Origin of the sequence: Azospirillum doebereinerae (assembly GCF_003989665.1) — a bacterium.
In the GTDB taxonomy this organism is placed as follows: domain Bacteria; phylum Pseudomonadota; class Alphaproteobacteria; order Azospirillales; family Azospirillaceae; genus Azospirillum; species Azospirillum doebereinerae.
In genome coordinates, this window is the sequence record NZ_RZIJ01000050.1 from 1 (window position 1) to 20,460 (window position 20,460).

General features: G+C 65.5%; 18 protein-coding genes and 4 pseudogenes. 18 read left to right on the forward strand and 4 right to left on the reverse strand.

Annotated features, from left to right (window positions below; all coding sequences use genetic code 11):
* Positions 1-408 precede the first annotated feature (408 nt).
* A pseudogene (locus tag EJ913_RS30255) lies at positions 409-1,443 on the reverse strand (IS5 family transposase).
* Positions 1,444-1,670: 227 nt separating this feature from the next.
* Here EJ913_RS30255 and EJ913_RS30260 point away from each other — a divergent pair.
* Positions 1,671-1,865 (forward strand): annotated as a pseudogene (locus EJ913_RS30260) (IS256 family transposase); the annotation flags it as partial.
* A gap of 45 nt (positions 1,866-1,910) precedes the next feature.
* Here the strand turns inward: EJ913_RS30260 and EJ913_RS30265 are convergent.
* The gene (locus tag EJ913_RS30265; protein ID WP_127005012.1) at positions 1,911-2,657 is read right to left on the reverse strand and encodes a TetR/AcrR family transcriptional regulator; all 747 of its coding nucleotides are present in this window, start codon (positions 2,655-2,657) and stop codon (positions 1,911-1,913) included.
* A gap of 143 nt (positions 2,658-2,800) precedes the next feature.
* Between EJ913_RS30265 and EJ913_RS30270 the strand changes: the two genes are divergently transcribed.
* From EJ913_RS30270 to tnpC, 8 genes and pseudogenes are all read left to right on the forward strand, one after another.
* The gene (locus EJ913_RS30270; RefSeq protein WP_244939560.1) at positions 2,801-3,943 is read left to right on the forward strand and encodes an ABC transporter ATP-binding protein; all 1,143 of its coding nucleotides are present in this window, start codon (positions 2,801-2,803) and stop codon (positions 3,941-3,943) included.
* A 22-nt stretch (positions 3,944-3,965) separates the two neighbouring features.
* Positions 3,966-5,030, forward strand: coding sequence for an ABC transporter substrate-binding protein (locus EJ913_RS30275; protein ID WP_127005016.1), 1,065 nt, complete (start codon positions 3,966-3,968; stop codon positions 5,028-5,030).
* Entirely contained in the window at positions 5,027-5,923 is an 897-nt protein-coding gene (locus EJ913_RS30280) for an ABC transporter permease (RefSeq protein WP_127005018.1), read from the forward strand. The genes EJ913_RS30275 and EJ913_RS30280 overlap by 4 nt, the downstream gene beginning before the upstream one ends.
* Positions 5,920-6,723 (forward strand): ABC transporter permease, encoded by an 804-nt coding sequence (locus EJ913_RS30285; RefSeq protein ID WP_127005020.1) that lies wholly within the window; start codon positions 5,920-5,922, stop codon positions 6,721-6,723. Before EJ913_RS30280 ends, EJ913_RS30285 begins: the two co-directional genes overlap by 4 nt.
* Before the next feature lie 82 nt (positions 6,724-6,805).
* Positions 6,806-8,431 (forward strand): class I adenylate-forming enzyme family protein, encoded by a 1,626-nt coding sequence (locus EJ913_RS30290; RefSeq protein ID WP_127005022.1) that lies wholly within the window; start codon positions 6,806-6,808, stop codon positions 8,429-8,431.
* A gap of 63 nt (positions 8,432-8,494) precedes the next feature.
* Positions 8,495-9,268 (forward strand): enoyl-CoA hydratase/isomerase family protein, encoded by a 774-nt coding sequence (locus EJ913_RS30295; RefSeq protein ID WP_127005024.1) that lies wholly within the window; start codon positions 8,495-8,497, stop codon positions 9,266-9,268.
* Between the two features lie 174 nt (positions 9,269-9,442).
* On the forward strand, positions 9,443-10,021 hold the full coding sequence (locus EJ913_RS30300; protein WP_244939561.1) for an MDR/zinc-dependent alcohol dehydrogenase-like family protein: 579 nt from the start codon (positions 9,443-9,445) through the stop codon (positions 10,019-10,021).
* Positions 10,022-10,165: 144 nt separating this feature from the next.
* Positions 10,166-10,873: pseudogene (gene tnpC / locus EJ913_RS30305) on the forward strand (IS66 family transposase); the annotation flags it as partial.
* Between the two features lie 228 nt (positions 10,874-11,101).
* On the opposite strand, the gene EJ913_RS30315 reads toward tnpC, so the two are convergent.
* Entirely contained in the window at positions 11,102-11,290 is a 189-nt protein-coding gene (locus EJ913_RS30315) for a hypothetical protein (RefSeq protein WP_127005028.1), read from the reverse strand.
* Between the two features lie 116 nt (positions 11,291-11,406).
* Between EJ913_RS30315 and EJ913_RS30320 the strand changes: the two genes are divergently transcribed.
* The 4 genes from EJ913_RS30320 (at position 11,407) to EJ913_RS31985 (ending at position 15,451) form a co-directional block, all read left to right on the forward strand.
* Positions 11,407-11,703, forward strand: coding sequence for a RebB family R body protein (locus EJ913_RS30320; RefSeq protein WP_127005030.1), 297 nt, complete (start codon positions 11,407-11,409; stop codon positions 11,701-11,703).
* 509 nt (positions 11,704-12,212) lie between these two features.
* Positions 12,213-12,404, forward strand: a complete 192-nt coding sequence (locus tag EJ913_RS30325; RefSeq protein WP_127005032.1) for a type II toxin-antitoxin system ParD family antitoxin — start codon at positions 12,213-12,215, stop codon at positions 12,402-12,404.
* Between the two features lie 4 nt (positions 12,405-12,408).
* A complete protein-coding gene (locus EJ913_RS30330; protein ID WP_127005034.1) occupies positions 12,409-14,970 on the forward strand; it encodes a PAS domain S-box protein in 2,562 nt (853 codons plus the stop codon).
* A gap of 310 nt (positions 14,971-15,280) precedes the next feature.
* Positions 15,281-15,451 (forward strand): hypothetical protein, encoded by a 171-nt coding sequence (locus tag EJ913_RS31985; protein ID WP_185910023.1) that lies wholly within the window; start codon positions 15,281-15,283, stop codon positions 15,449-15,451.
* Between the two features lie 139 nt (positions 15,452-15,590).
* On the opposite strand, the gene EJ913_RS30340 is transcribed toward EJ913_RS31985, so the two are convergent.
* Entirely contained in the window at positions 15,591-16,205 is a 615-nt protein-coding gene (locus EJ913_RS30340; protein WP_185910024.1) for a TetR/AcrR family transcriptional regulator, read from the reverse strand.
* A 93-nt stretch (positions 16,206-16,298) separates the two neighbouring features.
* Here EJ913_RS30340 and EJ913_RS30345 point away from each other — a divergent pair, with 93 nt between their 5' ends.
* From EJ913_RS30345 to EJ913_RS32850, 5 genes and pseudogenes are all read left to right on the forward strand, one after another.
* Complete coding sequence (locus tag EJ913_RS30345; RefSeq protein ID WP_127005038.1) at positions 16,299-17,306, forward strand: NAD(P)-dependent oxidoreductase; 1,008 nt, start codon at positions 16,299-16,301, stop codon at positions 17,304-17,306.
* Positions 17,306-18,292, forward strand: coding sequence for an alpha/beta fold hydrolase (locus EJ913_RS30350; protein WP_127005040.1), 987 nt, complete (start codon positions 17,306-17,308; stop codon positions 18,290-18,292). The genes EJ913_RS30345 and EJ913_RS30350 overlap by 1 nt, the downstream gene beginning before the upstream one ends.
* A 53-nt stretch (positions 18,293-18,345) precedes the next feature.
* The gene (locus tag EJ913_RS30355) at positions 18,346-19,356 is read left to right on the forward strand and encodes an ankyrin repeat domain-containing protein (RefSeq protein WP_127005042.1); all 1,011 of its coding nucleotides are present in this window, start codon (positions 18,346-18,348) and stop codon (positions 19,354-19,356) included.
* A 146-nt stretch (positions 19,357-19,502) separates the two neighbouring features.
* Positions 19,503-19,670: pseudogene (locus EJ913_RS33340) on the forward strand (epoxide hydrolase N-terminal domain-containing protein); the annotation flags it as partial.
* A gap of 271 nt (positions 19,671-19,941) precedes the next feature.
* Complete coding sequence (locus tag EJ913_RS32850; protein ID WP_244939562.1) at positions 19,942-20,406, forward strand: hypothetical protein; 465 nt, start codon at positions 19,942-19,944, stop codon at positions 20,404-20,406.
* Positions 20,407-20,460: the final 54 nt, after the last annotated feature.

Here is a 20,460-nt window from a genome sequence, read left to right on the forward strand (position 1 = left end):
CACCAAGCCTTCTCAACACTCGCCTGCGCCCTCATCGCCTGTAGACGGCTCGAAAGGTTCTGTTAGGCGCTCTAAGGGCGGCTTTGGAACCATAAGATGGTTCTGTGGGAATTTTTCATAAACAAAGAATGTATGTGGAAATTACCCAAACTTTTGTTCACGTTTTGCGAGTAGTGGCTTTCTCTTGTATGCTTGGATCTGTGCGCTGCTTCAGGCTGCTCAAAGGCGGCTAAACCCGCCTCTTTTTGATATAGCCTTTGACAGGACGCGGAAAAACGGGCCGATGCAGCGCCCTTTCTTCCGCTGAGGCTTAAAAAAGGTGTTTTTGATGCCCATTTTGGTCGGGATGGAGCATTTCCCTCGCTCCGAGGCTCCCGGAGCCGCCGTTCAGGCGAACTCCGGGCGTGATTATGCCGCCGCCAGCAGCTTGGGCAGGCGGATCAGGTTATAGGCGGTCGCGGTCAGGGTGAACATCCAACCGACACGCGCCGTACCGCGATGACGCGTTTTGCGCAAGCCGGCTCCCTTGATCCAGCCGAAGACTTCTTCGATGCGCATTGCGAATGCGCAAGGACTCGGCATAGCCGGGATGGCGGGTGGTCCGGCCGTCGATGGCCGAGCGGGCGGTTGCTCGTGTTCTGCGCAACGTGCGGGGCGGCGCCCAGGCTGCGCATATTCGCCACGAAATCCTTGGTATCGTAGGCCTTGTCGGCGCCCACCGTGATGCGGTGGCGACCGGGGATGGCCTCGACCATGGCCACCGCCGCCTCGCGTTCGGCCAAGCCGGTGGTCGCCGTCAGCCGGACGTCCACCACCAGGGCGTGGCGGTTCTCCATCAGCGCGTGCCCGATAAAGGCCAGCTTCGCCGGCTGGCCGTTGCCCTTGCGGTAGAGGCGGGCCTCGGGATCGCTGGTCGAGGCATGGGTCTCGCTGGAGCGCTTCTCGCCATGGAAGTCGCGTTCACCGTTGCGCCCCGGTCCCGGCGGCTCGCCACTCCCGTCCTTGGGCCAGAAGCTCTTCACCGAGGCCCAGGCTTCGATCAGCGTGCCGTCCACCGAGAAAGGCTCATCCGACAACAGCGCTTTGACCCGCGGTTGCTCCAGCACGGCGGCCAGGAACTTGGCTGCCACATCGCCGGCCAGCAAACGCTCACGGTTCTTGGTGAACACCCTCACGTCCCACACCGGAGCGTCCATCGACAAACCGACGAACCACCGGAACAGCAGGTTGTAATCGAGCTGTTCCATCAACTGACGTTCCGAGCGCACCGAAGAAGGCCTGGAGCAGCAGCGCCCGCAGCAGTTTCTCCGGCGGGATCGACGGCCGCCCGATCTTCGAGTACAGCCCCTCGAAGGTCGGCGACATCACCTCCAGCGCTTCGTCCACGATCACCCGGATCGGTCGCAACGGAGGAGCCGCTGGAACACGCGCCTCGCAGCTCACCTAACTGAACAGACCCTCGCGGCGTTCGTCCGATCCCCGCATCGTCCCTTCCGCCCGCCACATTCTCCAAGACCGCAGAGAATCACGAGCGGTGAAACGAGCACAGCCCTTTTTCCGCGTCCTGCTAACCGGCGCCGATTGGGACCCCACGTCAACAAAGCTTTTCACGGTTCGTTCAAAGGGTTGGGCTGCATCAGCTTGAGGTGCCTATTGGGTGCTGACTCACACGCCTCCGGACCGTCCGCACCAAAGGGGCGCTGTCGCAGGACACCGCCAAGCTGATGGTCTTCAAGCTCATCACCGCCGCCGCAAAAACCTGGCGTCGCCTCCAGGGCGAAAAGCAGTTGCCCAAGATCATCCGCGGCGTCACATTCCGCAACGGCCTCGAGGTCACCGAAGCCGCATCACAGAACGCCGCCTGATCACACCGTCACCCATTTCCCCGCATAGCTCGTCAGCACCTGCAGTCAGCCTCTGCCGTCGGCCGCAGTGGTCGGCCGGGCCGGGCCTTCGAACGCCGCCATCGCAAGATGCCACTGGTCGGACAGGGCTTTCGCGAGGCTGTCGGCGGTTGGGAAGGAGCGGCACAGTAGCGCGTCGCCATGGACGAATCTTTCGCGCAGGCTCTCGATCGTCATCGCGATCAGCAGGCGCAGGACGCCCTCGAACCTGCCGCGTTCTTCCGTGCCGAAGGGCTGTCCGCGACGGCGGGCGACGGCCAGGATGATGCGGTCGACCCATTCGGAATTCATCCGCTCGCGCATGCGCAACACCTCGGGATCCCGCGTGGCCAGTTCCGAGAACAGGCTGTAGAAGCCTGCGTTCGCCTCATAGGCGCGGCAATAGCCGGTGTTGGCGGTCAAGATCGCCTCGTAGCTGCTTCGTGGCCCCTTCGATACGGTGCGGCGGTGGGTGACATATTCGAAGAAGAGATTGACGAGCACGACGGCGCATTCGTCCATGTCTTTGAAATGATTGTAGAATGTTCCGCGTGACAGCCCGGCTTCGTCCAGCAGGGCCTCCACCGTCATCAGCTTTCCCCGTGTGGTGCGCAGGTGGCGGGCGACAAGGGAAAGCAGCATGTAGCGCGTCCGCTCCCGCTTCGGGCGCGTTCGCTCCCGGCTCTTGATCGCCAGCACCTCCTCAAAGAAGAGAGGGGGAACGGCTTCATCCCGCTCAGGCCTGCTGCCCTGAATTTTCTCATCCTGCTGCATTTTTATGCCCTCGCTCCCCAACCACCATGGCCCCGACAAAAATGTTCCGCGAGCTGACGTTCACAGCTTGACGAATGCTATTTTTATACATAGCGTCATATTTAGACAATGCGTCATCACTGGACAGGCCGATGGTACCTACGATGGTGGACGTCAATAAACCCTCCAGCGGCACCTTGAACAGGGAAGCTTTTTCGAAAGTGAAGGCGACCGGTGCGACGATCGAGTTCCAATCCGTCCGCAAGGCCTATGGATCGGTAACAGCACTGCACGATTTTTCTCTGACCATTCATCCGGGCGAGTTCCTGACGATCCTCGGGTCGAGCGGATCGGGGAAAACGACGGCTCTGAATGCACTTGCGGGATTCTCCGGTGCGGACTCGGGCGACATCCTCATCGATGGCAAGTCGGTGATCGACGAGCCGCCGGAGCGCCGGAATCTGGGGATGGTGTTCCAGAACTATTCCCTGTTCCCGCACATGACGGTGTTCGACAACATCGCCTTCCCGCTGCGGATGCGCCGCGCCCCGCGGCGCGAGATCAACGAACGGGTGGAGCGGGTACTGGAGATCGTCCGGCTCGGCGCGCTCGCCAAGCGGATGCCTCGCGATCTCTCCGGCGGACAGCAGCAGCGTGTGGCCTTCGCCCGCGCCATCGTGTTCGAACCGCCCGTCCTGCTGATGGACGAACCACTCGGCGCGCTCGATCTCAAGCTGCGCGAAGCGCTGCAGTTCGAGATCAAGGAAATCCAGCATCAGCTCGGCTGCACCGTGGTCTATGTAACCCACGATCAGCGCGAGGCGCTCGCCATGTCGTCGCGCATCGTCGTGCTGCGCGACGGCCGGATCGAACAGGTCGGCACGCCGTCGGAAATGTACGACGCGCCGAAAAGCCGCTTCGTCGCGGATTTCATCGGGCAGACCAACCTGCTGGCCGCCGATCTGTCGACGGCCGGATCGGTGTCCATCTCCGAACTTGGCGCCGTTTACCGGGACGCGGACTCCCAGGCCCGCCAGGGGGCTTGGTACGCGAGCGTTCGTCCCGAAAAGCTTCAGCGCCGCCCGGCCGAAGGGGCGGACATTGCCGTGGGCGTGACCGTTCAAGAGGCGGTGTTCCTCGGCGACGTGATCGAGTACAGCGCCCGCACCGCCCATGGTGCGCTCATCCACTTCCGGGAACAGAGACGCGACAGGGACCGGATCCCGGAACGCGGCGAGACCATCAGTCTCGTCTTGCGGCCCTCCGATGTCGTCCTCGTTCCGGATCTCGCCAAGACCGGTCGCTAAAGAACTGATTGGGAGTGCCGTTATGAAGAAGCTGCTGTGGAGCCTCTCCGTTGGAGCGGCGATTGTCGGCGGTGCCGGCGATGCCGCCCTGGCCCAGTCCGGCAAAAAGTCGATCACAATTGCCAATTACGGCGGTGCGTGGGCGGAAACCCTGAACCGCATCTGCATCGAGCCGTTCACCAAGGAGACCGGCATCACCGTCACCCAGGCGGCGACCGAGGACTCCCTTGCCCAGATCCGCGTCCAGCAGACCACCAAGAACATCCTGTGGGACATTGCGCCCACCGAACGGTCGGGCCTGCCGGTCTCGTCCAAGAATGGCTGGCTGGAACCGATCGACTGGTCGGTGGTCGACCCGGAAAACAAGCTTCCGCCGGTTGCCCGCAAACAGTACGCCATCGGCGCGATCGCCTATTCCACCACGATCGGTGTGCGCACCGACAAGCTGCCGGAAGGCAAGACCTTCGAAGGCTGGAAGGACTTCTGGGACGTCAAGACTTTCCCCGGCCCGCGTACGCTGCGCAACTCCCCGGCGGAAAATCTCGAATTCGCCCTGATCGCCGACGGCGTGAAGCCGTCCGAAGTCTATAACGTGCTGCGGTCGCCGGACGGCGTCGACCGCGCGTTCAGGAAGCTGGACGAGATCAAGCCGGCGATCACCGTCTGGTGGACCAGCGGCCAGCAGCCGGTCCAGCTGCTCGCCAGCGGCGAAGTCTTCTATGCGACCGCCTTCAACGGCCGCATTCAGCAACTTCAAAAGGACAAGCTGCCGGTCAGGATCATCTGGGACGGCGGGTCGCTGGACGTCAGCTACTACTCGATCGTGAAGGGCGCCCGCAACGTGGCCGACGCTCAGAAATTCATGAAATACTGCTGGAACACGCCGACGCGCCTGGCCGAGATCGCCCGTGCCATGCCCTACTCCTCCTTCAACCCCGACATCTACATGATCCTCTCGGCGGACGAATCCAAGGAACTGCCCACCAGCCCGGCGAACCTCGACGTTCAGTTCGCGCTGGATTCCGAATACTGGGCTGAAAACCTGCCGCGCATCCAGAAGCGGTGGGAAGCTTGGCGCCTGCAATGAGCGACGGCGTCGCCATGCCGCGCGATGGGAAAGGGGCGGCGCGCGGCAGGCGCGCGCCTCTCTCCTCCCTCTGGCTGCTTGCCCCGGCGGCCGTGCTGTTCCTCTTCGTGTTCATCCTCCCGGTGGGCGAGGTCGCGTTGTGGAGCGTGCAGGGTGAAGCCGGGCTGTCGGCGGAGAATTACGAGGCGGCACTCGGCGCGGGGCCGTACCGGACGATCCTGTTCGGAACCTTGCAGCTTTCCTTCGGCGTGGCCTGCGCCTGCATCCTGGTCGGCTATCCGGCCGCCTATTTCCTCGCATCCCGTCCGCCGCGCAACCGGACCCTGCTGCTCCTGCTCATCCTGACCCCGCTGTGGGTCAGCGTGCTGGTGCGCACCTTCGGCTGGATCGTCGTTCTCGGCCGGGAAGGTCTGGTCAACTCCATGCTGATCGGGATCGGCGCCGTCGATGGGCCGCTCCAGATGCTGTACACGCGCGGAGCGGTCTACATCGCGATGGTTCAGGTCCTGCTGCCGGTCGCCATTCTGGTGATGTTCTCGACCATGACCACCATCAACCGCTCTTTGTTGATGGCGTCCCGGATTCTGGGTGCATCGCCGTGGCGCGGCTTCGTCCACATCTTCCTTCCGCTGAGCGCGGGGGGAGCGGTCAACGCCTGGATGCTCACCTTCGTGCTGGCTCTCGGCTTCTTCATCACCCCGGCGCTGGTCGGCGGTCCGAAGGAGACGATGATCGCGAACCTGATCGCGACGCAGATCACGCTGACCCTCGATTGGGGCCTGGGTTCCGCGCTGGGCATGGTGCTGGTGGTCGCGGGCTTTGCCGTGGTGGGCGCCATCGCTCTGCTCTTCCGGCGAGTGACGGGGCTGAGCGGCCATGGAGGCTCGCGATGAAACGATCACTTTGGGAAAAGTCCGGGCGCTACCTGCTTCCGGTCTATTTCGTCGGCGTCCTGCTTTACCTGCTGCTGCCGTTGCTGCTGGTCATCCCGATGTCGATCAGCGAAACGCGCTATCTGAAATTCCCGCCGCAGGGCTTCACGTTCCGCTGGTATCAGGAGTTCTTCGCGTCCGCCGGCTGGATCGACGCCACCCTGCGCAGCGTGCTGATCGCCGCGGCGAGCGCCGTGCTGGCCACTGCCATCGGCACCGCGGCCGCCCTGGTGCTGAGCCGGGAGGGCAGCAAGGCCGCACGGGCGGCCGGACCGGTCTTCCTGGGGCCGCAGGTGGTGCCGGTTATCATTCTGGCGCTGGGCACCCTGCTGGTCTTCAGCCGCTTCGGCCTTTACGGCTCGCTGTGGGGCGTGGCCCTGGTCCATGCCGTTCTGGCTCTGCCCTTCGTCACCACCACGGTGTCCGGGGCGCTGCGTCAGACCGGCGACACGCTGGCCCGTGCCGCCCGCGTGCTGGGGGCCCGGCCGCATGAGGCCTTCTGGCACGTCACCTTGCCGACGATCCGTCCGGCGGTGATCTCGGCTGCCGTGTTCGCCTTCTTCATCTCCTTCGATGAACTGGTCATCGCCCTGTTCGTCATGGGGCAGAACGAAACCCTGCCCATGCGCATCTGGGCGGACATGCGTCACGACCTGACGCCGGTCGTGGCCGCCGTCGCCACGCTGCTGATCGTCGTCACCTTCGCCGCCGTCTTCATGAGCGATCTGATCCAACGCCGCGCCCAACGGCGCGCGGGGTGACGGGTCGCCCGGCACCGCGCGCCAGCGCCGCACCTCACATGGGCCACCGCACCCGACGGCCCCATCACCCAGGGAAAGTGTGATGTTCTCAGATTTCCGCAGGGAAGAACCCGATGCTCTTGCCCGCCGCCTGGAGGCGTTGACGCTTCCGGATTCGGTGTATGACCTGCTGCTGACCACCGCCACCCGTGTTCCGGCGGCGCCCGCCTGGCGCTTCCTCGACGATGGGGTGGAGCGGCGCTGGGGCGAGGTTCTGTCCAGCGTCGATACCGCCGCCGCCGCGCTGTCCGCGGTCGGCATCGGACCGGGCGTTCATGTCGCGGTGATGGCCTGGAACCGCGAGGAGTTCCCGATCACCTGGCTGGCGCTGTCGCGTCTCCAGGCGGTGATGGTGCCGGTCAACGCGACCTACACCGCGCGCGAGGTCGAGTATGTCCTGAAGACCTCGCTCGCCACCCACATGGTGCTGGAGGCGGAGTTCCTGCCGCATCTGGACAGGCTGGAAGCGGTGAGGCTCGATCCCTCGCACGTCATCGTGATCGGCGATGCGGTGTCCGACCGTCACCGCAACTGGCGGGTTCTGATGGATGAGGCCCGCGGCCGTCAGGCTCCGGCGATCCCGCGGTCGATGGACGCCACGCTGAACCTTCAGTACACCTCGGGCACGACAGGCTTCTCGAAGGCCTGCATGCTCAGCAACGAGTACTGGCTGTGCCTCGGCATCAGCTCGACCGAGTTCTTCGCCACCGACCTGCACCGCTTCTATGTCGGCTCCAGCTTCTTCTACATGGTGGGGCAGCGCATCCTGCTGAACGCCATGGCCAGTGGCGGCTGCGCCTTCTTCCCGCGCAAGCCGGGCGCCAAGCGCTTCATGCCCGACGTGTCGGCGTTGGACTGCGATTACTGCGCCCTGTTCGAGATGGTCTACAAGCAGCCGCCGCGCGCCAGCGACGCGGACAACAGGTTGAAGATCGCCACGATCTTCGCCTTCGGTCCCGAGAGCCATGTCGACTTCCAGCGCCGCTTCGACGTGTATGGTCAGGAATTCTACGGCATGACCGAGATCGGCGGCGGCAGCTATGTCCCCGCCCATCGTCTGCCGGAGATGACCGGATCGGGAAGCTGCGGCGTGGCCGCACCCTTCCGCGAACTGATGGTCACAGGCGGGGACGGCAAGCCGGTTCCGACCGGCGAGACGGGCGAGCTGTGGGTTCGCGGCCGCGGCATCCTTAAGGGCTATTTCGGCAATGAGGACGCGACGGCGGACGCCTTCACCGACGGATGGTTCCGCACCGGCGACCTTTGCCGGGTGGATGCCGGGGGCTATCACTACATCCTCGGCCGCACCAAGGACATGGTCCGCCGCATGGGCGAGAACATCGCCGCGCGCGAGGTCGAAGTGGTGCTGCGCATGCTCGACGACATCCAGGACGCCGCCATCGTGCCAGTGCCCGACGATTACCGCGGCGAGGAGATCAAGGTCTACATCCTGCTGGCCCCCGGCGCATCCCCGGACACCTGCACGCCGGAGTTCATCGCCGAGCACTGCTCCCGCCATCTCGCCGGGTTCAAGGTTCCCCGCTACTACGAGTACCGCGACAGCTTCCCGCTGACCGACTCCCAGCGGGTCCAGAAGAAACACCTGATCGCCGAGAAGCCCGACCTGCGCGTCGGCTCCTATGACCGGCAGGACAAGATCTGGCGCTGACGCCATCCATCCCCATCGACCCAATCCGAAAAGGCCAGCCGGCCTTGAATGAGGACCATTGCCATGCCCGAAATTTCCACGCGGACCGAGGGCGCCATCCGCATCCTGACCATCTCCAACGAACGCAAGCGGAATGCGTTCGAAGGGTCGATGGCGGCGGACTTCCTCCGGCTTCTGAACGAAGCGGAAAGCGATGACGCCGTGCGTGTGATCGTGGTCACCGGGGCCGGGGACATCGCCTTCTCCAGCGGTCATGACCTGAACGAGATCGCATCCGGGGCCCACGCCGAAAGCAACCTGGGGGAAGAGCCCTTCCTGCGCCCGCGCAGCATGCACAAGCCGGTGATCGCGGCGGTCAACGGCCATTGCTATGCCGCGGCCCTGATCTTCGCGGTGAACTGCGACCTGCGGGTGGCGAGCAGGAACGCGACCTTCGGTTCGCCGGGGGCGCGTCTCGGCATGCTGCCCGAAGGCGGCCAGATCGGCCGTCTGCCGCGTCTGATGACATCGGCCCGCGCGCTGGAACTGATGTTGACGGCGAACCCGCTGTCGGCCGACGAGGCCTACCGGACCGGCTTCATCAACCGGCTGGCCGAAAAGGGCGAGGCATTGAGCGAAGCCCTCGCCCTGGCAGGCGACATCGCCAGAAATTCCCCGTCCGTGGTCGCCGCGATCAAGGCCGGGGTGATCCTGGGGGAAGTCGAGGGGATCGAGGCCGCGACCGCCTATGAGGCGACCGTCGCCCGTCGCCTGGAGACGGAGGCCGACGCCCAGGAAGGCGTCAGCGCCTTCCTGGAAAAGCGCCCGCCGGTGTTCGGCGGCGGTAAGCAACGATAAGGCCGGGATGGCGGAAGGCCGCGGCGGCAGTCGCCGACAGCGGGCGCTCCCCGTGGTCCGGCCGCCGGATGACGCCTATGTTCACCATGATCCGCTGTCCCGGCATCGGCTGCCTCCCGTTCAACGGCGCCGTGCTCATCCAAAATTCTCTTTATCGCGGGGAGGGTCCCAACGATGGCCGAGAACCTCAAAGCCTATGTGATCGAAGATCTCGACGGTAAGCCCAAGGGCAGCTTCACGACGCTGACGCTCGCCGACCCAACGATGTGCTGGTGGAGGTCGCTTACTCCACCCTCAGCCTCCACCGGTCGGCCCGAGACCCATGACTATCTGCGCGGGCTCGGCGCCACCGGCTTCATCGACCGCGCGGTGCTTCTGGAAAAAGACGCGCCTTTGCAGAAGGAGCGTTGGGCCGGCGGCATCGACTCGGTTGGCGGGCAGACGTTGGTCAGCGCGCTGTCGCAAACCATGTGGGGTGGGGCGATTGCCGCCTGCGGCTTGGCCGGTTCGTCCGACCTGCCCGGTACGGTCCTGCCGCATATCCTGCGCAGCGTCGCACTTCTCGGCGTCGATTCGGTGATGGCTCCGCAGCATCTCCGCGCCGCCGCCTGGAAACGTCTGGCCCGCGACCTGGACAGGACGGCATTGAAGGCAATGTACGAAGTGCAGCCCTTCGACGCGCTGCCCGATCTGGCAACCCGGATCCTCGCCGGACAGATCCGTGGCCGCGTTGTTGTCGACGTAACCCGTTGAGGCGGGTTCCAGTGCAAAGCCTGACGGCCGCCGAGGAAGGGGGGCACGCCATAGAACGGGCAAAAATATACGTCGCCATTATCAACCAAAGACAGCTACGGCGGAGCGGATGCTGATCCCGCCGTCCTTGGCTGGTCAAGCTGACAACACCACTTGGCCGGCTTCACGGGCTGGCTGCAGGCCGATGCGTTCGCCGGCTACAACCGGCTGTACGAACCCGACCGCCGGCCGGGGCCGATCCGCGACGTGCTGTGCTGGGCGCATGCAAGGCGCGGTTTCTTCAAGCTGGCCGACATCGCCGCGAACACCAGGCGCGGCAAGGACGCCCCGCCGATCTCACCGCTGGCGCTGGAAGCCGTAAGGCGCACCGACGCCATCTTCGATCTCGAGCGCGCGTTGAACGGCAAGCCGGCGGCAGAGCGGTTGGCGGCACGCCAGGAGCACGGCATCGCCCTGGTAGGCGCGCTGGAGAGCTGGATGCGGACGGAGCGCGCCCAGCTCTCCCGCCATACGCCCGTGGCCAAGGCGATGGACTGCATGTTGACCCGCTGGGATGGCTTCACCCGGTTCCTCGGCGACGGCCGGCTGTGCCTGACGAACAACACCGCCGAACGCGGCCTGCGCGGGATCGCTTTGGGCCGGAAAGCGTGGCTGTTCTGCGGATCCGATCGCGGCGGCCAGCGGGCGGCGATCATGTACGGCCCGATCACCACGGCCAAGCTCAACGACGTCGATCCCCAGGCGTGGCTCGCCGACATGCTGACGCGCATCAACGACATGTCCCAGACCCGCCTACACGAACTCCTGCCCTGGGAATGGAAGGCAATCCGCGAGCAGACGAAACCTGCCTGACCGCGGCACTCAGCGGATGCTTACCTTCTTATGGAGCGCACCCAATGAACAGAAACTGGCACGAAGCCCACCCGATGCCCTCGAAGGCCACCCGCCAGCAGCGGGTCGAATGGCATCTGGAGCATGCCCAAGTCTGCGGATGCCGACCGCCTCCGGCCTCGCTGCTCGATGAGATTCGTGAGTTAGAGAAGCGGCGCCTGAACCCGGTTGGAGAAGGCGCCGCCTCGATCAGGCCCCTTGCCCGATCTCCCGCGCCACCACGTCGGCCCGCACGATGATATCCCGCGCGGCCGGGGGGACGAGGTAGGCGATGGCCGCCGACAGGGCGGTCACAGCGTAGGTCAGCACGTCGTCGGGGATGTCCAAGCACTGGCGCGCCGCACTGACGCTGATCCGGGCCGATGTCCAACCATACATGACACAGGTGGTCACTGGACTCGACGCGGGTGCCTTGCGCAGAGTGTTTCGACCGTCGCGCGCACCGCACAGGGCCGCACGGCTCCGACGCGATCACACTCCAAAGGAGACACGCCATGGCCTACCCGACCCAAGTCAACAGCCAGATCACCGACGCCGTGACCCAGACCAACGTCAAGGTGATCGGGGAGGCGCCGGCCATGGCCTTGGGGGAGGCGTTCGCCAAGCAGATCACGGCCATGCAGGGCGGCGCCCAGAATACAGCGAATGCCCAGCAAAGCTCGCTTCACCCGGCCATTGCCACCGGCGCCCTCTACCATCTCGACGCCGTGTCGGGAGAGGTCAAGGTCGTCGATGGGACCGCACTCTCGGCCACGATGCGCAAGCTCCTGGGGATGGACAAGGAGGGCTGATTCCCGCCTCGCCCATGGCGCGCTGCGGCGGGGTGTCGCGATCACCCCATCGCCGCAGCGATGCCGGCCCTTTGCTTGCGCCCCGCACCGGCTCACCCCCCCGGCCGCCCCAGCAGACGCGCTATCCCTGCCCGGAGCGCCTCTGGGTCGGCGCGGGTTCCGGCAGCAGCCCCAGAGTGGATCAAGGACAGGGAGTCAGAGGTTGCGATAATAGTGGGAATTTCCCGTAATAGCAACGATGGCGATCACAGCCGATAACCTTGTTCCGCCACATCTGGCGAATTGAGGGCACGCGTTTCGGTTGTCTGCTTCCGGAGGTCGGAATCAACATCTTGTGTCCGCCCGCCCGAAAACCGGCGTCCGAGAGTTGAATCCGGCTTTCGCGAACGGTATCCGTCCGCCGTGCCTCTGTGATTTCCTGCGGGCCCACGCGCGCGGTGTGCTCACCCGTTCATGGCCTGCCGCCAAACCGGCCTTGCCCAGAATATTACCACAGGCTACAAGCAGGCATGCCTCGACGGAAAAACGTCTCAGTCTCGCTCAGTCCCGAACTCCAAGCCGTCGCCGAACGGCTGCTGGCATCGGGACGCTACGACACGTTCAGCGAGGTGGTGCGGGCAGGGCTTCGTCTGCTCGAGGAGCGCGAGATCGGTTTCCAGGATCAGAGAGCCGCTCGCGGAAGCACGTCAGAGGTTCAATGACCGCATGAGCACCAACCCGTTGGACCTTGAGGCGTGCGACTGGAGCGCAACCCCCCTTGGACCACGTGAGAACTGGCGGCCGGCCCTCGAGGCGATCTTCACGATGATGTTGGCGTCCCCGTTCGCCATGTGTGCGACCTGGGGACCCGAACAGACCCTGCTCTACAACGCCGCCTACGTTCCCTTTCTGGGCAAGCGCCATCCGGCGGCGCTCGGGCAGCCGATCGCCACCGTCTGGTCCGACGTGTGGACTGAGATCGGCCCGATCATCGCCCGCGTGCTAAAAGGCGAGTCGGTCAGCTTCACCGACCTGCACCTCGTGATGACCCGCAACGGGTATGACGAGGACACGTGGTGGACCTTCGCGTACAGTCCGTTGCGCGATGACGGGCAGGTCGTCGGCATGATCGATATCGCGATGGAAACGACGTCGGGTGTCGTCGCGGCCCAACAGCGCGACGCCGTCGAGGCCGAACTGCGCGCGCGCAACGTGGCGCTCGAACAGGAAGTGGCCGCCCGCACCGAGGCCGGCAACCGGTTCGCCACGCTCGTCCAGCACCTTCCGGTCGGCGTGTGCCTGTTCGATTCAGACGGGCGGGCGTTGCTGTCCAGCCCCCTGTATCGGCAGCTCCTGCCCGATCAACCCATCCCCTCCAGAATGACGAACCCGGAGGAGGCCGAGCGGTGGCTTTGCTTCGATGCGCACGGAGAGCGCCTTCCGCCGGATCGCTATCCTGGGGCGCGTGCCCTTCGCGGCGAACTGGTCACCCCCGGCGTCGAGTTCCTCCACAGAAGGGTGGATGGCTCCGAAACTTGGTTTGCCGTCAGCGGCGTGCCGCTGATGGGCGGCGCCGGGCACGTCATGGGCGCCATCGTGATGCTCAACGACATCGACCATCGCAAGCGCGCCCTCGAGGCCGCCCGCATTGATGCGGAGCGGGTCCAACTGGCCCTTTCCGCCGGCGCGATCATGGGCACGTGGTTCTGGGACATCCCGACCGATCGTTTCACGGTTGACGAGGCGTTCGCCACCACCTTCGGGCTCGACCCAGCGCTCGGGCGCGAGGGAATCAGTCTGGCGCAGGTGGTCGAGACCGTTCATCCGGACGATCAGGCCGGTCTTGCCAAGGCGATCGAGGAAGCGATCGCGCAAGGCAGCCGCTACGCCCATCAGTACCGTGTCCGCCGACGCGATGGACGCTATTATTGGATCGAGGCCAACGGGCGTGTGGATCGCGACGCCGATGGCACGCCACGCTGCTTTTCCGGCGTGCTCATCGACGTGGATGAGCGGCGGACGATCGAAGCGGAGCGTGACCGGGCCATCGCGGAGCTGCGCGCGCTCAACGACACTCTCGAGCAGCGTGTCGCTGAGCGCTCGGCCGAGCTGATGCAGGCCGAGGAGAAGCTGCGTCAATCGCAGAAGATGGAGGCCGTCGGCCAGTTGACTGGGGGCATGGCGCACGACTTCAACAACCTCCTCCAAGCCATGTCAGGCTGCTTGCAGCTGATCGGCCGACGCGCCGGCCATGTCGCCGGGGTACAGAAGGTTCTGGATTCCGGCCACCAAGCGGTGGATCGCGGTGCCAGCATGATCCGGCAGCTGATGGCCTTCTCGCGCCGTCAGAGCCTGCAACCCGAAGCCTTCGACGTGCGTGACCGGTTGCTTGGAATGCGCGCTTTTCTTGACCGCGCGTTGCGCGCCGACATCCGGTTGGAATTCGATCTGGAAAGCGGGCTGTGGCCGGCGATGGCCGACCCGGTGCAGTTCGAACTGGCGCTCCTGAACCTCGCCACCAACGCCCGCGACGCCATGACGGGAGCCGGCCAGTTGGTGATCGGCGCCGGCAACCGCGAGCGGACCGGCCAGGATGGTGTGCAGGAGGCCTTCGTCCGGGTTTGGGTGCGGGACAGTGGCCGAGGGATCGCACCGGCAACGCTCGACCGGGTCTTTGAACCTTTCTTCACCACCAAGGCGGTGGGCCAGGGCACTGGGTTGGGGCTGGCGCAGGTCTACGGCTTCTGCCAGCAATCCGGAGGCACCGCGACCGTGGAAAGTGTGGAGGGACAAGGCACCACGGTGACGCTGCTGCTGCCACGCGCCGGGACGGTGCCCGCGGTGGCGGTCGATGCCCGACCGGCCATGGTCGATGGCGGTGGCGCCAGCGTGCTGCTGGTCGAGGACGACCCGGTGGTGGCGCTGGTCATCGTGGCGGCCCTGGAGGAGTTGGGATACCGGGTCAGCCGCGCCGCGAATGGGGAGGAGGCGTTGCGCCGTTTGCGGGATGGGGAAACCGCGGACCTGCTGTTCAGCGACGTGGTGATGCCGGGCGAGGTTGACGGCTTGGCCCTGGCGGAGGCGGCACGGGCCTTGCTGCCCGACTTGGCGGTGGTGTTGACCACCGGCTACAGCGAGAACCGCGCCGGGCTGAAGGGCTTCCCGGTGCTGTCGAAGCCCTACCGGATCGAGGATCTGGCGCTGACCTTGCGCGAGGAGATCGATCGGAGCGCAAGAAATCAGTCCTGCCCCATGGGGTTTACCTTTCCCTGTTTGAAGATCGGATGAGCGCAACGTTGCCTGCGCCCTTGGGTCCGAGAGGTCAGGCCGCTGAACGATTATCCAGACTCTCAAGCGCATGGGCCCGTTTTCCATAAAATCCGTTCGCCGAGGCGGACAAGCAGCTCGGCCCGTTCCTCATGGGTGCGCAAGGCCACCCAAAGGACCCTTTCCACGGCTTCTTTCTGCGCCTCCGCCATGGTTTCCGCACCATAGGCGTGGCCCACTTGGCAGCGGAAATGAATGGCCGGACCGTCGGCGATTTCCGAAAGGCCGCCGCCGCAATCCGGGCAGAGCAGGGAGGTCGCCTTGGCTGTCGATGAAACTGGCGTTCGTCGTTGCCTTGTCCGGCCTGCATGGAATGCTCTCCGGTACGCTTCGGAAGCTTGCCCGAGCCGATCGGCCTTCAGCGGTGCCGGGCTACGCACAGCATGCCCTCATCGTCGCGGTCGTCGTGATTGTCCTTCTCGTGGTCGTGAAGCCGTTTTGACGCTCAAGTGTCGACAAACCGGGCGCCCATGGGCTTTCCCAGCAAGATGCCCATCCCAGCCAGCTCCGACCCACTGATGAGGGAACCTCCCCCCGGAGGACGTATTGAAAGGAGCAGTTCCGCTTCTCCCGCGTCAGGCTTACGGAGGGGTGTGCAAACCGCCTTGGATCATCGCGGCAAACGCCGCGACAGCCTCGGTCTCGCTGCACCGGCCGCGCACCACTGCGGCCGAGAGCGCCTCGCCCGCACCAACCAAGCCGATGCACCGCCGCTCCAGCTCGTCCAGCGGCAACTTGGTGTGCGGCTTCAGCACCGACACGAACATCCGGACGCAATTCTCGAGCAGTTCCTGGAACACCGCGGCCTTCTCCTCGCTGCCCGCAAGCGCCGCGCCCACCGCGTGAAATTCACCGTCCGTTTCCGCGGCACACCGGATGTAGGCGACCGAGAGCGCCTCGACGGCTTCGCCGCGACTCCGCTCGCGGGTTGCCATCGCGTCCCGGAAAGCATTGACCCGCTCGATGTCGATCCAGCGGTAAAGCTCGATCAGCAAGCCCGACCGCGTTTCGAAGTGGTCGTACGCGACCGGCTTGGACACCCCGGCACGCTCGGCCAGATGCCCCAGCGTCAGCCGGTCCGCCCCCTCCTCTCGGACGATCACAAGCGCCGTCTCAAGCAGCTGACGCCGTCGTTCCGCCTTGGAAAGCCTGCGCAAAGCTGATCGCTTGGCGGTGTCGGTTCGGTCGCTAACCATTTTCCGCATTTCCTCCCGGAACCTACCAAATGTAGGTTTGTTGAGTTGGCTACTGATCGTAGGTTCCCAACCTGGAGATAGGGAGGCTGAGCAATGCTACCAGAGCCCATTTTGCTCATCGGCGGCTCCGGCACCGTCGGCCGCTGGACGGCGCGTTTCCTGCGCGCCGCCCATCCCGATGCGCCGCTGCTGATCGGCGGTCGCGATCTCACCAAGGCCGAGACGGCCGCGGTCGAGGTCGGTGGCGCGGAGGGCGTGAGGCTCGACATGGCCTCCGATGACCTTGGCCTCGGCGGACGTCCGGTCGGCGCCGTCGCCGTCCTCTTCACCGACGAAAGGGTGGCCGGTCTCCGCTTTGCCCAGTCCCGCGGCGTGCCGCACGTCAGCATCTCTCCGGGCATCATCGAGATGGCCCCGGAGGTGTCGGCCTACATCCACGCTCCGCAGGCCGCCCCGGTCGTCCTCGGGACCGAATGGCTTGTGGGTGCCACGACCGTTCCCACGCTCGAGTTCGCCAAGGTGTTCGGCCGGGTCCACGACATCGCGATCGGCGCGCTGCTTGACGAGCAGGATGCGTTTGGTCCGGCAGCGGAAGCCGACTTGGAGCGCCAGACGAAGACCATGCCCGCGGCGCTGGCCCGTCGCGACGGCGCCTATGCTTGGCGGATGGGCGACGACGCCAAGGCCACCTTCCGTGCCGTCGACGGCACCGAAATGGACGCCTCCGCCCTGTCCCCTTACGACGTCGTCGGCCTCGCGGCCGCGACCGGAGCGCCGAACGTCCGGTTCGATCTCGCGCTCGGCGTGAGCTCCACCCGTCGCCGCGGTGGGCCGATGTCGACCGAGATCATCATCGAGCTCGCCGGGGACGATCACCAGGGCCGACCGCTCCGCACCCGTCATGCGGTCGTCCATCCCGAGGGCCAGATGCCGCTGACCGGGCTGGGAGTCTCCATGGTTCTCGAGCGCCTTGTCGGGCTCGACGGCGCTCCTCCGGTTCCGGCGGGCCTCTACTTCCCGTATCAGTTGCTCGCGCCTCCCATCTACCTTGCCCGCCTCGCACAGATCGGCGGAGAGATCCTGACCCTGGAGGTGTCGTGATGGCTGATCATCGGGCAACCGGCACGGCCCCGGTCCGGCGCATGCAGGTGCAGGTGAACGGTCAACCGTTCCGTGTGATCGAGCAGGGGCGGGGACCGGTCGTCCTGTTCTGCCACGGCTTCCCCGACACGGCCGAAACCTGGCGCAGCCAGATGGACGCCGTCGCAGAGGCCGGGTACCGCGCGGTGGCGCTCGACATGCGAGGGTTCGGGGGCAGCTACGCTCCTGCCGACGTCAACCTCTACAGCGCCCTTCACACCGTGGGGGACATGTTGGGCGTGCTCGACGCCCTCGACATCCCATCGGCCGTCCTGGTCGGCCATGACTGGGGCGCGGATCATGCTCAACGCGCCATGGTGCTGCGTCCTGATCGCTTTCGTGCGATCGTCAGCGTCAGCATTCCCTTCACGCCACGCCGGGAGATGAGCGCCTGGGACCAGATTCGCAAGCAGGGGCTGGGGGATCGCTACTATGCGTTCGACATGATGAAACCGGGCTCGGAAGCCCGTTTCGGCCCCGCCGAGCGGACGATACCGAGCGCCCTGTATTGGCTGTCAGCCAGCCCGCCGCCGGGCACCGGATGGGATCCGACCGATCCCGTCCGCCATATGCTTCGCCCCGCTCCGGTGACGGTGCCGGACTGGGCCGACCCGGACTATGTCCGCCACAACATCGGCGCGTTCGCGAAGACCGGCTTTCACGGCGGCCTGAACTACTACCGCGCCGCCCAGGCGACGTTCGATCTGATGGCCGCGTTCAAGGGCATGCTGATCCGACAGCCGTCGCTGTACATCTGGGGCGCGGAGGACAGTTTGTGCCAGTTGTTTCACCCGACGACACCTTCGCTCGAAGAGTTGCGGCGAAACGCGCCGGGCTTAGTCGATCAGGTTCGGCTGGAGGGCGTGGGCCACTGGCCCCAGCACGAGGCGGCCGATCGGGTGAATGCCGAGCTCGTCAAATTCCTTGGCACGATGAATGCCTCGTAGGCGTCGAACATCGCGGTTCACGGTGTCCGGGGGGCCGCGCACGGAGAGGTGACATGACACTTGAACAGGCAATTCTCGCGGCCGACCTCGCAGCCGTGGCCGACCTTATCCGTTCGGGCGCGGACGTGAACCGCCGCGGCCTTGATGGCCTAACGCCCCTGATGATGGCCTCCGGCTTCGGCCAGGCGCAGGTTGTGGAACTCCTGCTGGCGGCCGGGGCCGATGTCCTGGCGGTCGAGCCGCGTATGGGCGCGACGGCGCTGCACAAGGCGGCGCAATCGGGCAACACCGACACCATTGGCCTGCTCCTCGCCCATGGCGCCTTCGTCGATCAGCAATCCCCCGTCCTGGGGAACACCGCGCTGATGGATGCAGTCCTGCACAAGCACAAGGACGCCGTCCGGCTGCTCCTGGACCGCGGCGCCAGGACGAGGATTCGGAATCACTGGCAGCAGGCGGCGCTCGACCTCGCGCGGAGCGATGGTCTCGACGCCATCGTGCGTTTGATCGAGGCGCAGGACCAAGCCGACGCCGAGCGGATCCGCGCGCTGGCTCTGATCGCCGCGGTCAAGGAGGGCGATCGCGGCGAGGTCGAGCGGCTCATCGCGGCCGGAGTTTCTGTCGATGAGCGCACGCCGTTGGTGGGCACCCCGGACGACGACTACACCCCGCTCGGCATCGCCGCGCGCGAGGCACGCGCCGATATCGTGCGGGTGCTGCTCGACGCTGGCGCGGATCCTCGTGCGTCGATCGGGCTGATGAAGGGCACGCCCCTCCACGAGGCCGCCTATTTCGGGCATGCCGATATCGTCCGGCTCCTGACAGAGAAGCGCGAGCTTGCTGGCGCGCCACGCCCCGACCTGGATGCCCAGGGTCCCTACAACGGCCTGACCGCGTTGCACGATGCGGTCTGGCACGGGCACCTGGACGCCGCTCGGGCGCTGGTCGGGGTCGGGGCCCGCTTGGACCTGACGACGCACGCGGGCCTGACGCCTCGGGAGATGGCGGTTCTCTACGGCTACGAGAAACTCGCCCGGCTCCTTGCCGACGCCACGCAGGCGTGAACCGGTCCGCAACACTGGGCGTCCCCTCACGATAAGGAAGCTCCCCATGACCGACGTCATCCAGCCGCACCCCTTCGCCTTCCCCGAGGCCACGCTCGACGACCTGCGCGAGCGGCTGGCGCGCGCGCTGGCCCGAGCGGGAAACAGTGGATGACTGGAGCCAGGGCGCGCCGCTGGAGAAGATGCAGGCGCTCGTCGACTACTGGCGGGAAGGGTATGATTGGCGGAGAGCCGCGGCGCATCTGAACGTGCTCAACCCGTCCATGACGTGCATTGACGGCTTCGACATCCATTTTCTCCACCTGCGTTCGCCTGAACCCGACGCAGTTCCGCTGGTGATGACCCATGGCTGGCCGGGATCGGTCTTCGAGTTCCTAAAGGTTGCGTCCCCGCTTGCTGATCCCCGCACGCATGGCGGCGATCCGAGGGACGCCTTCCATGTTGTCCTCCCCACCCTCCCAGGCTTCGGCCTGTCGGGGAAACCGCCGGAGCCGGGCTGGATGCCCGAGCGAATCGCCCGCGCCTGGGTCGAGCTCATGCAGCGGCTAGGCGCGGGATGCACAGGAAGCGAAGGCGCTGAAACGGTTGCAAGCCTTCAAGGACAACGAGATCGGCTACCAGATCGAGCAAGTCCAGAGCCCGCAGACAATCGGCTACGCGCTCACCGACTCGCCGGTCGGGCAGGCGGCGTGGTTTTACGAAAAGTACGAGCAATGGACCGACCATGACGGCGGCCCAGATCGGGCGCTGAGCCGTGATGAAATGCTGGACAACATCACGCTGTATTGGCTGACGGCGACTGCGGCCTCGTCGGCTCGGATCTACTGGCAGAGCATGTGCAATTTCAAGGAGCACGAGATCAAGGTGCCAGTCGGTTATAGTCAGTTTCCACGCGACATCCACGAAACCAGTCGGCGCTGGGTGCAGGAACGCTACCCGACGCTCGTCCACTACAACGAACTGCACAAGGGTGGGCACTTTGCTGCCTGGGAGCAGCCGGAACGGCACCGTCAAGTCCACGGTGGCGGGGTGGCTGGGGTGCGGGTATAGGGTTGGTTGCCATGACGACGCCCCGTGCCCCCCGCTACGTCGGCTTCCGCTTCC

What these genes read in the sequence shown, in the direction of transcription:
- EJ913_RS30265 (WP_127005012.1), bottom strand. Translation starts at nt 2,657, where the DNA reads ATGCAGCAGGATGAGAAAATTCAGGGCAGCAGGCCTGAGCGGGATGAA.
- EJ913_RS30290 (WP_127005022.1), top strand. Translation starts at nt 6,806, where the DNA reads ATGTTCTCAGATTTCCGCAGGGAAGAACCCGATGCTCTTGCCCGCCGC.
- EJ913_RS30330 (WP_127005034.1), top strand. Translation starts at nt 12,409, where the DNA reads ATGAGCACCAACCCGTTGGACCTTGAGGCGTGCGACTGGAGCGCAACC.
- EJ913_RS30275 (WP_127005016.1), top strand. Translation starts at nt 3,966, where the DNA reads ATGAAGAAGCTGCTGTGGAGCCTCTCCGTTGGAGCGGCGATTGTCGGC.
- EJ913_RS30280 (WP_127005018.1), top strand. Translation starts at nt 5,027, where the DNA reads ATGAGCGACGGCGTCGCCATGCCGCGCGATGGGAAAGGGGCGGCGCGC.
- EJ913_RS30295 (WP_127005024.1), top strand. Translation starts at nt 8,495, where the DNA reads ATGCCCGAAATTTCCACGCGGACCGAGGGCGCCATCCGCATCCTGACC.
- EJ913_RS30300 (WP_244939561.1), top strand. Translation starts at nt 9,443, where the DNA reads ATGGCCGAGAACCTCAAAGCCTATGTGATCGAAGATCTCGACGGTAAG.
- EJ913_RS30355 (WP_127005042.1), top strand. Translation starts at nt 18,346, where the DNA reads ATGACACTTGAACAGGCAATTCTCGCGGCCGACCTCGCAGCCGTGGCC.
- EJ913_RS31985 (WP_185910023.1), top strand. Translation starts at nt 15,281, where the DNA reads ATGAAACTGGCGTTCGTCGTTGCCTTGTCCGGCCTGCATGGAATGCTC.
- EJ913_RS30340 (WP_185910024.1), bottom strand. Translation starts at nt 16,205, where the DNA reads ATGGTTAGCGACCGAACCGACACCGCCAAGCGATCAGCTTTGCGCAGG.
- EJ913_RS30325 (WP_127005032.1), top strand. Translation starts at nt 12,213, where the DNA reads ATGCCTCGACGGAAAAACGTCTCAGTCTCGCTCAGTCCCGAACTCCAA.
- EJ913_RS30315 (WP_127005028.1), bottom strand. Translation starts at nt 11,290, where the DNA reads ATGTATGGTTGGACATCGGCCCGGATCAGCGTCAGTGCGGCGCGCCAG.
- EJ913_RS30350 (WP_127005040.1), top strand. Translation starts at nt 17,306, where the DNA reads ATGGCTGATCATCGGGCAACCGGCACGGCCCCGGTCCGGCGCATGCAG.
- EJ913_RS30285 (WP_127005020.1), top strand. Translation starts at nt 5,920, where the DNA reads ATGAAACGATCACTTTGGGAAAAGTCCGGGCGCTACCTGCTTCCGGTC.
- EJ913_RS30320 (WP_127005030.1), top strand. Translation starts at nt 11,407, where the DNA reads ATGGCCTACCCGACCCAAGTCAACAGCCAGATCACCGACGCCGTGACC.
- EJ913_RS30270 (WP_244939560.1), top strand. Translation starts at nt 2,801, where the DNA reads ATGGTGGACGTCAATAAACCCTCCAGCGGCACCTTGAACAGGGAAGCT.
- EJ913_RS30345 (WP_127005038.1), top strand. Translation starts at nt 16,299, where the DNA reads ATGCTACCAGAGCCCATTTTGCTCATCGGCGGCTCCGGCACCGTCGGC.